Genomic DNA, 14,326 nt, shown 5'->3' on the forward strand with positions numbered 1-14,326 from the left:
CTCGTACCTTTTGATTAGTTTTGTTCATTTTATTTTCCTTATTACCTCAAGCTCCCGAGTGAGAGTGATTACTCGAAATCGTTTACTAGCTCAGAACAAATTCTCCACCAGCAGAAGTATCTGTATAAGGCTCATTTTCAATATTTAACTTACACACAGGTGCTTGTGTTGATTCACCCATAGGCATTTTCCTAGCCTCATAAATATCCTTATCCACCTCAACAGCTTCACCATATCGAAGCTCGATCACACGATCAGCACTGGCTATGGTTTCAGGGCGGTGAGCGATAATGATACGAGTTATATCTAAAGACTTAACTGCAGTATTAACTGCATATTCAAGCTTGGTATCAAGATTACTCGTAGCCTCATCCATAAATAAAATTTTAGGTTTGCGATATAACGCACGAGCTAATAGTAGGCGCTGAATTTGACCACCAGATAGTGCAGCTCCCATGTCACCAACCAGCGTGTTATAACCCATAGTCATATTAGCAATATCTTTATCTATAGCTGCAACCTGAGCAGCCCACTCTACTTGCTTCATATCTAACTGCGGATCAAAAAATGAGATGTTATCGGCTATTGATCCAGATAGTAGCTGATCATCTTGCATAACTCCGGCTATTTGAGAGCGATAGCTACCTAAACCTAATTGACGAATATCTTGATTATCAACCAATACCTTTCCATCATCAGGCTCAAAAAGTCCAAGCATAATTTTTGCGAGCGTTGTTTTACCACAACCAGAAGGGCCTATTATTGCAACAGATTCACCAGCTTCAATTTGCAAATTAAGTGATTTAAAAATAGGTGCGTCTTTTTGATTATATTTATAGGCAATATTTTGTAGCTCAATCTTTCCCGTTAATGGAGAGCCTGATATTTTTCGCTCAATATCTTGTTCTTTATCTGTGAGTGTAATATCACCTAAGCGATTGAAGTGCAGGTTCAGCATTTTAAATTCAATGGCTTTCTCAACAAGACCTGCCATTTTTTCTACGAACTGTCTTTTATATGCCATAAAGGCAAATAACATCCCTACCGTTAGGTCGCCATCCATCACTAATAAAGCAGCAAAATAGATAACCAGTACGTTTTCAACGCCAAAAATAACTTTATTTACTGCTTCATACCCGATATTTAAATGTCCAACGCGTATACCTGCGTTCAGACTATCCGCATATTTATTATGCCAAACACTTTGTCTTTGTACTTCACGACCAAATAGCTTTATCGTTTGTATTCCGCGAATGGTTTCCATGAAGTTAGATTGCTCTTTTGCAGAATTCACAATGACTTCTTCCGACATTTGCCTCAATGGTCGGTACATTGCAATTCTGAAAATGGCATATAACACAATGGCAACTAGCACTACGAAGCTCAATTTGGGGCTGTAAATAAAAATCATCACTAGTGTGGCAATTGCCATAATACCATCGATGATAACTTCAATTACTCCCTGAGTTAGTAGGTCTTTCACTTGTTGTAATGAGCCAAAACGCGAAACCACATCACCAATATGGCGCTTTTCAAAGTACTTTAAAGGTAAGCGTATTAAATGATAAAACAGGTTGGAGCCAAGCTGTATACTCATCAAGTTTCCAAAGTGTAATAGCAAAACACTCCGAACGGCACCAGTTATCATTTCAATTAGCATAAGAAGGCCAAAGCCTATCGCCAATATCGCGAGTAAGTTCTTGTCGTAGCTGAGCACAACTTCGTCGACAACTAACTGCATATAGTAAGGACTTGCAATCGCGAACGCCTGGAGTAATACCGATAAAATAAACACTTTACCAAGTGTTGATTTCATCCCAGTCACCTTGCTCCAAAAGTCAGATAACTTCAAGTTTACTCTCGTATCCTCAGAGCGAAACTCCTCTGTTGGATTTAGCTCTAAAGCAACACCAGTAAAATGCTTAGAAAACTCGCTTAATGTATATTTTCGTAAACCAACTCCAGGGTCATGTATTTCGACTCCGCGACTTGAAACTTTTTTTAATACCACAAAGTGGTTCATATCCCAATGTAAAATGCAGGGGGTCTTGAGCTTAGGTAGATGCTCTAAGTCTAGCCGTAGTGCTCTTGTGCTAAACTTTAACTTATCAGCAATCTGCATCAACTCTTCTAAATTTGCTCCTTTGAGCGATATTTCGTGTTCACGTCTAAGCGAAGTAAGATCGGTTTTATGACCATGGTATGCCGCTACCATAGCTAAGCTAGCTAAACCACATTCAGCGGCTTCAGTTTGCAAGATCACAGGTAGACGCTTATTGCCACTAAATCTCAATAAATGCATAGGATTTTCCATTACAACGCTCCTTTGATGCTGTAAATTGGTTCAAATAACCACTCAAATAATGAGCGACTATCAACCATAATGTCGGCTTCTAGTAACATTCCAGCTTGGAGCGGAACTGTCGCGCCATAGGCATTAGCAGACTGAGATTTAAGACTTACAACTACTTGATATACCGGTTCTCGCAAAGATACAGGGGCATTTGCTTCATTAGGTAATAAAATTGATTTAGAAACTGTATTAATATGCCCTTCATATATGCCAAAGCGCTGATATGGAAATGCTTGGTAACGGATCCGAGTAAGCTGCTCGGGTTTTACAAAGCCATAAGCTCTCGTTGGCACAAACAAAATAGCCTCCAACTCCGCATTATGCGGCAAGACAGTCATTATGGGAGTTTGTCCATTTGCAACCATCCCCGGTTTAACAAGTAGATTGCTAACTTTGCCATCCATTTGGCTCAGTATATTGTAGCTCTGCTGGCCTTGTGCTTGTCTGATTTGTTGGTTGATACTTGCGAGTTGTGACTGAAGGCTTACTTGTTTTTCTCGATGATCTATAGGTAACTGCGCTAGCTCATATTGAAGTTGACTCATCTGTTCTCTTTGACTGGATAGCCGCGACAACAGCTCTTCTTGCTGCTGAGTAATTGCTAATAAGTTGTCTTTTTGAGTCTTTAAGTCATTACCTGAGGCAAACCCCTTTGTGATAAGTGCTTCTGTATTTTTGACTCGTTCATCGCTAAGCGCTACTCGCTCGGATAGCAGTCGTAACTGGTTTTTAGCCTTTTCTAGCTGAATTGATAAACTTGCGATCTGAGACTCAAGTTTATCCTGATTCATATCTCTCAATTTTATTTGATTCGCAAGATTTTCTTGCAATAGCTGCTTTTGCTTTTCCAACTCAGTGACAATCGCGGCATTCATGTCTGCACCAGAAGTCAGTACCCGCTCCATACGAATCGTTGCGAGCACTTCACCTTTCTTAACAGACTGACCTTCTTCTACCAGAACCCTATCAACTACCCCTGTGCCGAGCGGATAAATTTTGCTAACCCCCTGAGTTGGTCTCAGGTAACCAGAAACCACTTCTTTTCTGTGGTACTCTCCTAGGAATAAATAAGCGCAACCTATAACTACGATAAGTACAATTACACCTAGTATCCAGTTGAATGACATATGAGTCGCGAGGGTAACTTCACCATCTAGTTTATGCCCTTGATGTAATAACGCTTCTTTTCTGAATAAGTCAGACATTATTCCACCTTATTGTCAGGCAACGCTGCAGAGTTAAAAATTCTCCATTCGTCGTTATCACGCGTCATCATGTGAACGTTGCTTGATACCTGAACAACTTCATTACCTTCAATTGTCGCTTCAAACCTTAAGCTATCTCGCACAATTAATAGGTCAGGTTGCTTTGAGATAAGCTCTACACCTTGTAATGAAAGTTTGAACTTAAATTGCTGTCTCATACCAGAAAACTGCTGATAATTTGCTTCAATAAGTGGAGAGTTACTACAATAAAATTGCGCTAAGTTATCTAACTCACCATTACATATTAGTTCGTAGTAATTATTAAAGTATTCTTCTAACGTCATTTTTAGTGCCTATTCAAACTAATAAAGTGGTTTGATAATGCCTATAGTTCACTTACATTTCAAACAAGCAAAAAAAATAAAAATAACCATAACTAACAACAAGTTGAATCAAAGCATTATGAAAGGATATGGATATTATTTGATAATATTAGGGTTGTTTTGAAGGCTAGTCGGCAGACGTATTACATGGTGTAAGCGCTAAATAAACCGGTTTTCCACTTAAGCTTGAGTGCATGTTTATTTCATCTTCACTTGATTTCCAAAAAAATATATTCGATCGAGTGTGATAAAACTGAACCGCAAAACCAGTACTTTCATCATCTGTACAAATAAAATAATCTACAGAGATGTCAGGGTACGTATTGGACTGTTCAAATATCATGTACCCGTAACTTGCATTGGGTGTGATCTTGAGTATTCTCTTGCCAGTAGTGAGTTGAGGCGTATCTTTAAGCGCGTACTGTATGATTCCGCTGGAGTGTGAAAAGAAAGGCTTAAAATGGCTATCAGTCGAGAGGTACTCAAATAGTACCTCTTCCTTATGAACGGGTCCTTGTTCAATTTGATTGCGTATTGACTTCACTCCCCCTCCGGCCAAAATGTATTCCACTGGCTGAGGGATAAAAGTTAACTCTTTAATAAGTATAACATTGGTTAAAAGCCAAACAGCACGCATCAATCGAGCGACCCTTTTAGCTTACATAAAATGCTTTGTGGTTTTATCGTCCATACCACAGGCCATGCTGTCCTGATTACACATCACGCTGTAGGTCAATAGCTCCTTTACTATTTCATTAGTACCAGCACCATTAACGCTAGATGCTTGTGACTTAGTTAGTTGCTTTAGTTGCTTTTTTTTAATTGAAAGTTTCATTTTTTTTATTCCGTTTTATTGTAGAGCAAGGTCTAGCATAGCGATAAATCAAAAACTTGCTATTAGCAAAACCTTAGGAAAGCTAATTTGAATATTAGGATAAGTATCTCAATAAGTTTGACTGGATAAATTAGATCCCCTAGACTAAGTTTTCCTTATTACATCTGCATTTCTCGCATATGTACCAGCCCGAGGCACCGCCATGCTCTCGGGCTTTTTTATTTGGTCTCAAAGACCGTGATTGCATTTTGCTTACGTGTGATAGCAAAAGTTAGATAACTGCCATCATTATCGATTAGCCTCATATTTAACAGATTTCCTTGTTCACTAGGATCGTAGGACTTTAGTTCATTTTGCGATAAAGCTTCGGGGTCAAACTCCATTAGCTTTTTACCGTCAAAGTAAATTAACTCTGCTCCAAATAATGTAAAATTGGGGAAAAATGGTTCAACGTAGGTGCTTTGTCCAGTAAATGCTCCCTCTTCGAGATCGTATAGCCGTACCTCTCTGAAAAAATTCTGCGTAATACACTTTGACTCTGTAAAGCAGGTAAACCAAAGAACATCTCTTATCGGCAGTAGACGTTGCTTTCCAGTCATACTGTCTATAAGAAGCGCTCTATTTATCTTGCCCTTTTGTACCACTACAGCTATCTGAGAATCATTAGACGCTTCAATCTCAACCACTTTCTCATCAAATGAGAATTCATTGACTAACTTACCAGTGAGGTCAAACACCTTGATATCTTTATCTAACCTTATATAAATCAATGATTTACTCTTATTCACCTTAACCCGATAAGCAAACTCATCTAACTGTACTTGGCGAATAACACGGCCTTGCTTGTCTAAAAAACTAAGTAAATGCTCATTAAGATGATCAACATTGGAAATAACAACAAATTGATCCATATTTTCCAATGCAGCGGCATCTCTGGCCCCTGTAATATCCAGCTGCTTGACAAGATCTTTTGAATACAGTGTAGTTACCACTTCAAAGTCTTTTTGTTGCGCCAAATATTTATCTTTTGCTACACGCCAAATATTCCTATACTCGACTGATGAGTTATTTTTGATGTTCTCAACTTCAACTCCCTGATCGATGTCAAATGCTTTGACACTTTGGGACAGTAAATCAAACCAATATAACTGGTTATCAACAATCGTAAAGTTGTTTACGACTCCTGTAATGGTTGCTACCTGGACTAGGTTACTGCCTTCAACATCGGTATAAAAAACTTCTGTAAACTCACTTTGCATCCGTTTGAAATACACTCGTCCGTTACTGGAGTCATAATGCAGTAATTGATCGCCAAATGAACTTGCGTTTGGAGAAGATATTCTAAACTCAAGCTCTCTTTTTCTATCGAAAATATAAAGTGCAGCAGTATGGCTCTTTTCACGAAAGCCTAGCTTGTCGTAGAGTAGATAACGATTATCAACTTCTAATAGGTTGCGAATTTGCTTATCACATCCCATTACTTTTTGCGCATCAGTTTCCTTCAAATAATCAATACGCCATATGGCACAAGCACCATCTGCAGTGTTCTCTCTGTAGAATAGGTGCGAAAGAGAAGTAGAAAAACCTAAAGGCTCTACACTGCTGTCAGGAAAAGTAAATTTCTTTGCATCATCGTGTTTCATCGAACGAACAACAATAGATTTACTCGTGTCAGATTCCGACAAATAAGCATAATAATTGCTGTCAGGGTGCAATATTAAATAACTGTAATATGCCTCTTGCCAAGTGATAGCTCGCTCCTCAAAACTATCAAATGAATGCTCTTTAAAAGCGCTGAGCGCTTGATTCTCATTTTTTTTAGCGGGGAGGAAATAAAGCATTGATAGCGTGATTGCTACAACAAGAAGCATTAAGCCAATTAGTATTGTGGAGTAATTTTTTTTAGATTTTTTAGTGGGTGGTGGGGTTACTTCTGGATTACTAGATTGGCCGCCATCTTCAAAAAGAACAATTTCTCTATCTACCGCTAAGCTATAACCTTTACGGTAGTGAGTCTTAATAATAACGCCTTTGAACTTTTCTGACTTTAGCAGTTTTCTGAGTTCAGAGATCGCTCTATTTATTGCGTTATCATCAACATAATGCTGACACCAAACGTCATCAATTAAGTCTTGTCTAGTTATAATTTGATCGATGTTAAGTAACAAATAGCAAAGAATCTTATAAAGCAGTGGCTCTAATTCTCTACTTTCGTCACCATCAGTGATTGTTTGCTTTTTGGGATCTAAAGTCCATTGAGCAAACTTAACAAATTGGACTGTTCTAGTGAAATTTACTTCTTTCATCACTTTTCCGTGCTTTACCTCATCCATGAAGCCTGCGAGTTTCCATTATCGAGAAGACAATACCTATTCTAAGATAACAAAGTTATTTTTCAATAAATACGAACAATTAAAGTAGCATAAAATATAACTTTACCAACCACATTTAACCTAAAACTTAACGTTAAAAACAATAAGTTCAAGGAAATACGCTCACTTATACCCATTACAAATACAAAAGACAATATCGAACCATTATTTCTTTTTTATCATGTAAAAAATGTTATTTTTCCTGGATATTTCAAAGTTCAGAGTACCAATAAAAAATAGAATATAAAAACAGAAAGTTACAGCCCATTCTATATAAAAAGAAGCAAGTGATGCTGTTCAATGCTTGAACAACTCTCGATACCTATTTGCATCGATGCATGCATAACAAATCTTCCTAGTATGGGAATGTCTATAAAGCTTTACACGTTGTCAGCTAGAAATAGTGTGAAGAAATAACTTAGCAGATCCGCTCTCACACCCGACTACTACCTCAGTATCTACGTACCGCAAGGCAAAATTAAGCCATTTAATTGATTTAAATGGCATGGTATATCCGCCCTAAAATTTAATGCAATGGCTCTAATAGCTAGATAGCAAGCCCTTAGCTCTTTACCTGTACGCATAAAAAAACCCACGCGATGCGTGGGTTTCCAATAACCAGATAGGTGGTTGCTTATTTGCGCAGCTGGCGAATAACGCGTAGTTGAGCAAGGGCTTCTTCTAGTTGTACTGCAGCTTGTTGGTAATCCAACTCACCGCTAGTACCAGAAGCCATTTGCGCTTGCGCTTCACGTTTAGCTTCTTCAGCAGCTTGCTCGTCAAGCTCTTCCGCACGAATAGCAACGTCCGCTAGAACAGTTACTGTTTGTGGTTGAACTTCAAGCGTACCGCCTGCAACGTAGATAACTTCTTCTGAGCTATCCGCTTTAACCAAACGTACCATACCAGGTTTTAGGCCAGTCAGTAGTGGCGCGTGGCCTGGATGAATACCAAGCTCGCCTTCACTACCTGTCACTTGGATAGTAGTCACAGCGCCAGAGAACAAGCTCTGCTCTGCACTTACTACATCAAGGTGTACTGTCATTGCCATAACAACCTCCTAATTACATGTTTTTAGCTTTATCAACTGCTTCGTCGATTGAGCCAACCATGTAGAATGCCTGCTCAGGCATATCATCGAAATCACCGTTTAGGATGCCCTTAAAGCCAGAGATTGTGTCTTTAAGAGATACGTATTTACCAGGTGCACCTGTAAATACCTCAGCAACGAAGAACGGCTGAGATAGGAAACGCTGGATCTTACGTGCACGAGATACAACTTGCTTATCTTCGTCAGATAGCTCGTCCATACCTAGAATTGCGATGATGTCTTTCAGCTCTTTATAACGCTGTAAAACTGTTTGAACGCCACGTGCAGTGTCGTAGTGCTCTTGACCGATAACTTGTGGGTCAAGCTGACGTGAAGTTGAATCTAGAGGGTCTACCGCAGGGTAGATACCTAGAGACGCGATATCACGAGAAAGTACTACTGTCGCATCTAAGTGAGCAAACGTGGTTGCTGGAGATGGGTCAGTCAAGTCATCCGCAGGTACGTATACCGCTTGGATTGAAGTGATTGAACCTGTCTTAGTTGATGCGATACGCTCCTGTAGAACACCCATTTCTTCAGCTAGTGTAGGCTGGTAACCTACTGCTGAAGGCATACGACCTAGAAGTGCTGATACTTCAGTACCTGCTAGTGTATAACGGTAGATGTTATCTACGAAGAATAGTACGTCACGACCTTCGTCACGGAACTTCTCAGCCATTGTTAGACCAGTTAGTGCAACACGTAGACGGTTACCCGGTGGCTCGTTCATCTGACCATATACTAGTGATACTTTGTCTAGTACGTTTGAGTCATTCATCTCATGGTAGAAGTCATTACCCTCACGAGTACGCTCACCAACACCTGCGAATACTGAGTAACCGCTGTGCTCGATTGCGATGTTACGGATAAGTTCCATCATGTTTACGGTTTTACCTACACCCGCACCACCGAATAGACCAACTTTACCACCTTTAGCGAATGGACATACAAGGTCGATAACCTTGATACCAGTCTCTAGAAGTTCAACAGAGTTGCTCTGATCTTCGTATGATGGTGCTGCACGGTGAATAGACCAACGCTCTTCTTCACCGATAGGACCCGCTTCATCAATCGCGTCACCAAGTACGTTCATGATACGACCAAGTGTTGCTGTACCAACTGGAACCTTAATTGGCTCAGCTGTACCTTGTACTGGAGTACCACGACGTAGACCGTCAGTACTACCTAGTGCGATACCACGTACCACACCGCCACCTAGCTGCTGTTGCACTTCTAGTGTCAAACCAGCTAAGTCGCCTTCTGTAACTTTTAGTGCGTCATATACGGCTGGCACGTTGTCTTGTGGAAACTCGATGTCCACAACGGCGCCGATAATTTGGACGACCTTACCTAAACTCATGTCTATTCCTCTTATTAAACTTTGCCGAAGCGTTACACGGCAGCCGAACCGCTCACAATCTCACTGATTTCTTGTGTGATTGCGGCTTGACGTGCCTTGTTGTATACCAGCTGTAGCTCATCAATCAGGCCACCTGCGTTATCAGTTGCGGCTTTCATCGCAACCATACGGGCAGCTTGCTCAGAGGCAGCATTCTCAACTACGCCTTGGTAAACCTGAGACTCAATAAAGCGCACAATAAGTGTCTCTAAAATCGCCTCTGGGCTTGGCTCATATAAGTAATCCCAAGCGTGAGCTGATACTTCTTCTTCAGCTTTTGGCAAAGGTAATAACTGATCGATAACAGGCTCTTGTTTCATTGTGTTGACAAACTTGTTGTACACAACGAATAAGCGGTCAATTTTGCCTTCTTCGTATGCATCTAGCATTACTTTTACAGGACCAATTACGTCCTGTATTGAAGGTGTATCTCCCAGCCCTGCCTTTTTGGCTTCAAGCGAACCACCAAAACGTTTAAAGAAACCAGCAGCTTTGCTACCTAGTGTTGCGAACGACGCCTCAACACCCTTTTCTTTCCACGCTTTCACGTCTTTCGCTACACGCTTAAACTCGTTTGAGTTTAAGCCACCACAAAGACCACGGTCTGTAGAGATAACGATATAACCAACTCGTTTCACATCACGTTCTTCTAGGAACGGGTGATGGAAATCAAGATTAGCCTGAGCAACACGACCGATCACTTTGCGTAAGTTTTCAGCGTATGGACGACTAGACGCTACGCGTTCTTGTGCCTTCTTCATTTTAGAAGCGGCAACCATCTCCATTGCGCTGGTGATCTTTTGAGTATTCTTGATACTCCCGATCTTGCTTTTTATCTCTTTTCCGCTGGCCATGACTCTCTCTCCGAATCTCGGTGAGTAGTTACCTACTCACCTTAATAACACATTACCAAGTTTGCGTAGACTTGAACTTCTCAAGAAGCTCTTTAAGCTGCGCTTCGATCTCGGCGTTGTAGTTACCAGTTTCATTGATTTGAGCCATTAGCTCTGCGTACTCGCTCTTAGCAAACGCGATTAGGCTTGCTTCGAAATCAAGGATCTTGTTGATTTCGATATCTTTTAGGAAGCCTTTCTCTACTGCAAATAGCGATAATGACATATCAGCAACAGACATCGGTGCGTACTGTTTCTGCTTCATTAGCTCTGTTACACGCTCACCGTGTTCAAGCTGTGCACGTGTTGCATCATCAAGGTCAGAAGCGAACTGAGAGAACGCCGCTAGTTCACGGTACTGAGCTAGCGCTAGACGGATACCACCACCTAGTTTCTTAACAATCTTAGTTTGAGCTGCACCACCTACACGAGATACCGAGATACCAGCGTTAACCGCTGGACGGATACCTGCGTTGAACAAGTCAGTTTCTAAGAAGATCTGACCGTCAGTGATTGAGATAACGTTGGTAGGTACGAATGCAGAAACGTCACCACCTTGAGTTTCAATGATTGGCAATGCCGTCAATGAACCTGTTTTACCTTTCACTTCACCATTTGTGAACTTCTCAACGTAGTCAGCGTTTACACGAGACGCACGCTCTAGAAGACGTGAGTGAAGATAGAAAACGTCACCAGGGTATGCTTCACGGCCTGGTGGACGCTTAAGTAGTAGTGAGATTTGACGGTAAGCAACAGCTTGCTTAGACAAATCATCATATACGATTAGTGCATCTTCACCGCGGTCACGGAAGTATTCACCCATAGTACAACCAGAGAACGGCGCTAGGAATTGTAGCGCTGCAGATTCTGATGCAGAAGCAACTACTACGATAGTGTTTGCAAGCGCACCGTGCTCTTCTAGTTTACGTACTACGTTAGCAATTGTTGACGCTTTTTGACCAACCGCTACGTACACACACTTAACGCCTGTGTCTTTTTGGTTGATGATAGCATCGATTGCTAGTGCTGTTTTACCAGTCTGACGGTCACCGATCACAAGCTCACGCTGACCACGACCAACTGGGATCATCGCATCGATAGACTTATAACCAGTTTGTACTGGCTCATCTACTGATTGACGCTCGATTACGCCAGGTGCGATTTTTTCAACTGGTTCAAAACCATCGTTATCAACAGCGCCTTTACCGTCGATTGGCTCACCTAGCGTGTTAACAACACGACCTAGTAGACCACGGCCTACTGGTACTTCAAGGATACGACCAGTTGATTTAACTTTTACGCCTTCTTTAAGGTCAGCGTATGGACCCATTACTACAGCACCTACTGAGTCACGCTCAAGGTTTAGTGCGATAGCATAACGGTTGCCAGGAAGCTCGATCATCTCACCCTGCATACAGTCAGCAAGACCGTGGATACGGATGATACCGTCGGTAACAGATACGATAGTACCTTCGTTACGCGCTTCACTTACAACTTCAAACTGCTCAATGCGTTGCTTGATCAGTGCAGAAATTTCTGTGGAATTAAGTTGCATGCTCTTTTTCCCAATTACGATTGTAGCGACGTCGCAAGACGATCTAACTTGCCGCGAACAGAACCGTCGATTACGGTGTCACCGGCTTTAATCACTAGGCCACTTACAATGGCTTCGTCGATGCTACAATTCAGCTTAACTTTGCGTGCGAAACGTTTCTCAAGTGCCGCGACCAATTTTGCTTGCGTATCATCTGCAAGCACTGTTGCTGAAACCACATCTACTTCGATTTCTTTGTCATAGTCTGCTTTTAATTCTGCAAACAATTCTGCAACAGCTGGGATGGCGGCTAAACGCTCATTTTCGGCCATCAGCTTGATAAGATTTTGACCTTGTTCGTTGAGTTGCTCAGCACATAACTTGATAATGATTTCAGACTGCTGTGATTCAGTAGCGATGCTACCAAGTAGCGCCTGAACCTGTTCGTCGCTGGTAACTTGACCAGCGAAGAACAGCATTTCATTCCAAGCTTCAACTGTGCCTTTTTCAACGGCAAGTTCAAAAGCTGCTTTAGCGTATGGGCGAGCGATAGTAGTCAATTCAGACATGCTCATACCCTCCTACTTAAAGCTCAGCGACAAGTTTTTCAACGATGTCACTGTGTGTGGCTTGATTGATTTCACGCTCTAAAATCTTCTCAGCACCTGCGATAGAAAGTGCAGCGACTTGTGAACGCAGCTCTTCTTTCACACGGTTGCGCTCAGACTCAATTTCAGAGTGTCCCTGAGCAATGATTTTTTCACGCTCTTGCTGACCACGAGTAGTCTCTTCGTCAACAATTAGCGCAGCACGCTTCTTAGCTTGTTCGATGATTTCAGCCGCTTGTGCTTTCGCTTCTTTCAACTGTTCAGCACCTTGTGCACGTACGCGCCCAAGTTCTTTCTCAGCTTCATCAGATGCCGCTAAACCATCTTCAATTTTCTTCTGGCGAGCTTCAATTGCATCATTTAGCGGTGGCCATACATATTTCATACAGAAAAGTACGAATACCGTAAACGCAATTAATTCACCGATTAGAGTGAGGTTAATATCCACAACCACTCCTCCTTAAAATAGTAAACTGTTCAAAAATTAGAATTAAAGTACGAACAGGATTACCATTGCGATACCAACACCGATCATTGCTACAGCATCGATTAGACCAGCAAGGATGAACATTTTAACCTGTAGTGAAGGCGCAAGCTCAGGTTGACGAGCACAAGCTTCAAGGAATTTACCACCCATGTTACCGAAACCGATAGCTGTACCGATTGCACCAAAGCCGATTAGTAGAGCAACAGCGATAAACTTAAGGCCTAATACTAGTTCCATTTTTTTCTCCAAAGTTTCAATTGTAAATTAAAGTTAAAGTTAATTTTTTAAAAAATCTGTTAGTGGTTGTCTGAGCTTGCCATGCTTAGGTATACGATTGTCAGCATCATAAATACGAACGCTTGCAATACGATGACCAAAATATGGAATACCGCCCAAATAAAGTGCAGTGGTAACTGCATTAAACCAATCGTACCGATCAAGATGAAAATCAATTCACCCGCGTATAAGTTACCGAACAAACGCAGTGCCAATGAGAATGGCTTTGCAACAAGAGCAATGGTTTCAAGTAACAAGTTACACGGAATCAAGAACAACATACCAATCTTGTTCTTAGTACTAAACGGATGAAGTGTTAGCTCAGCAATAAAGCCACCGATACCTTTGATTTTGATTGAATAACCGATCATCAAAATAAACACACCGATAGCTAGTGCTGCGGTCATGTTCACGTCAGTGGTTGGTACAATTTTCATGTACACATCGTGTGAATCCATACCAAACGCTTGCTCACCAACAAAGCCGGCAAAAGCAGGTAAGAAATCAACAGGAATTAAGTCCATTAAGTTCATTAAGAACACCCAAACAAAGATAGTTAGGGCTAAAGGAGCGATCAGTGCGCTTTTGCCATGATACGTATCACGTACGTTGTTACCAACGAATTCAACGATCATCTCGATAAAGCACTGGAACTTACCAGGAACGCCTATAGTGGATTTTTTAGCGGCACTTCGGAAGATCCATAAGAAAATAAGACCTAAACCGATTGACCATGCGAGGGTATCTATATTCCATGCCCAGAAACCACTGTCCGCACATGCTTTATTGAAGGCAAGACCGGCATCGGTCGAGCACATCTTGGCATTGGTCAAGTGGTGCTGAATATGGCTCGATATAGTAACTTCTTCTGCAGCCATGTTTTATCCCAAA

The 14,326-nt window shown here is 41.3% G+C and carries 14 protein-coding genes; all 14 read right to left on the reverse strand.

Annotation, left to right across the window (positions count from 1 at the left end; genetic code table 11):
• Positions 1-85 precede the first annotated feature (85 nt).
• Entirely contained in the window at positions 86-2,314 is a 2,229-nt protein-coding gene (locus tag GSF13_RS24350; protein ID WP_010604133.1) for a peptidase domain-containing ABC transporter, read from the reverse strand.
• Positions 2,314-3,558, reverse strand: coding sequence for an HlyD family efflux transporter periplasmic adaptor subunit (locus GSF13_RS24355; protein WP_010604134.1), 1,245 nt, complete (start codon positions 3,556-3,558; stop codon positions 2,314-2,316). Before GSF13_RS24355 ends, GSF13_RS24350 begins: the two co-directional genes overlap by 1 nt.
• Entirely contained in the window at positions 3,558-3,902 is a 345-nt protein-coding gene (locus GSF13_RS24360; RefSeq protein ID WP_211867376.1) for a hypothetical protein, read from the reverse strand. Before GSF13_RS24360 ends, GSF13_RS24355 begins: the two co-directional genes overlap by 1 nt.
• A 166-nt stretch (positions 3,903-4,068) precedes the next feature.
• Positions 4,069-4,581 (reverse strand): hypothetical protein, encoded by a 513-nt coding sequence (locus GSF13_RS24365; protein ID WP_211867378.1) that lies wholly within the window; start codon positions 4,579-4,581, stop codon positions 4,069-4,071.
• Positions 4,582-4,599: 18 nt separating this feature from the next.
• The gene (locus GSF13_RS24370) at positions 4,600-4,776 is read right to left on the reverse strand and encodes a hypothetical protein (protein WP_157782774.1); all 177 of its coding nucleotides are present in this window, start codon (positions 4,774-4,776) and stop codon (positions 4,600-4,602) included.
• A 218-nt stretch (positions 4,777-4,994) separates the two neighbouring features.
• Entirely contained in the window at positions 4,995-7,082 is a 2,088-nt protein-coding gene (locus GSF13_RS24375; protein ID WP_211867380.1) for a winged helix-turn-helix domain-containing protein, read from the reverse strand.
• Positions 7,083-7,782: 700 nt separating this feature from the next.
• A complete protein-coding gene (locus GSF13_RS24380; protein ID WP_010604138.1) occupies positions 7,783-8,199 on the reverse strand; it encodes a F0F1 ATP synthase subunit epsilon in 417 nt (138 codons plus the stop codon).
• Between the two features lie 13 nt (positions 8,200-8,212).
• Entirely contained in the window at positions 8,213-9,598 is a 1,386-nt protein-coding gene (atpD, locus tag GSF13_RS24385; RefSeq protein ID WP_010604139.1) for a F0F1 ATP synthase subunit beta, read from the reverse strand.
• Positions 9,599-9,630: 32 nt separating this feature from the next.
• Entirely contained in the window at positions 9,631-10,491 is an 861-nt protein-coding gene (gene atpG, locus GSF13_RS24390; RefSeq protein ID WP_017218545.1) for a F0F1 ATP synthase subunit gamma, read from the reverse strand.
• 52 nt (positions 10,492-10,543) lie between these two features.
• The gene (gene atpA, locus GSF13_RS24395) at positions 10,544-12,085 is read right to left on the reverse strand and encodes a F0F1 ATP synthase subunit alpha (protein WP_010376884.1); all 1,542 of its coding nucleotides are present in this window, start codon (positions 12,083-12,085) and stop codon (positions 10,544-10,546) included.
• Between the two features lie 14 nt (positions 12,086-12,099).
• On the reverse strand, positions 12,100-12,633 hold the full coding sequence (gene atpH / locus GSF13_RS24400; protein ID WP_010604141.1) for a F0F1 ATP synthase subunit delta: 534 nt from the start codon (positions 12,631-12,633) through the stop codon (positions 12,100-12,102).
• Between the two features lie 16 nt (positions 12,634-12,649).
• The gene (atpF, locus tag GSF13_RS24405) at positions 12,650-13,120 is read right to left on the reverse strand and encodes a F0F1 ATP synthase subunit B (RefSeq protein ID WP_010604142.1); all 471 of its coding nucleotides are present in this window, start codon (positions 13,118-13,120) and stop codon (positions 12,650-12,652) included.
• 42 nt (positions 13,121-13,162) lie between these two features.
• Positions 13,163-13,396 carry a F0F1 ATP synthase subunit C gene (atpE, locus tag GSF13_RS24410; protein ID WP_010604143.1) on the reverse strand — a complete coding sequence of 78 codons (234 nt, stop codon included), beginning with the start codon at positions 13,394-13,396 and terminating at the stop codon, positions 13,163-13,165.
• A 59-nt stretch (positions 13,397-13,455) separates the two neighbouring features.
• Positions 13,456-14,313 carry a F0F1 ATP synthase subunit A gene (gene atpB, locus GSF13_RS24415; protein WP_010604144.1) on the reverse strand — a complete coding sequence of 286 codons (858 nt, stop codon included), beginning with the start codon at positions 14,311-14,313 and terminating at the stop codon, positions 13,456-13,458.
• Between the last annotated feature and the right edge of the window lie 13 nt (positions 14,314-14,326).

It is taken from the genome of Pseudoalteromonas sp. M8 (assembly GCF_018141365.1).
Taxonomy (GTDB): Bacteria; Pseudomonadota; Gammaproteobacteria; order Enterobacterales; family Alteromonadaceae; genus Pseudoalteromonas.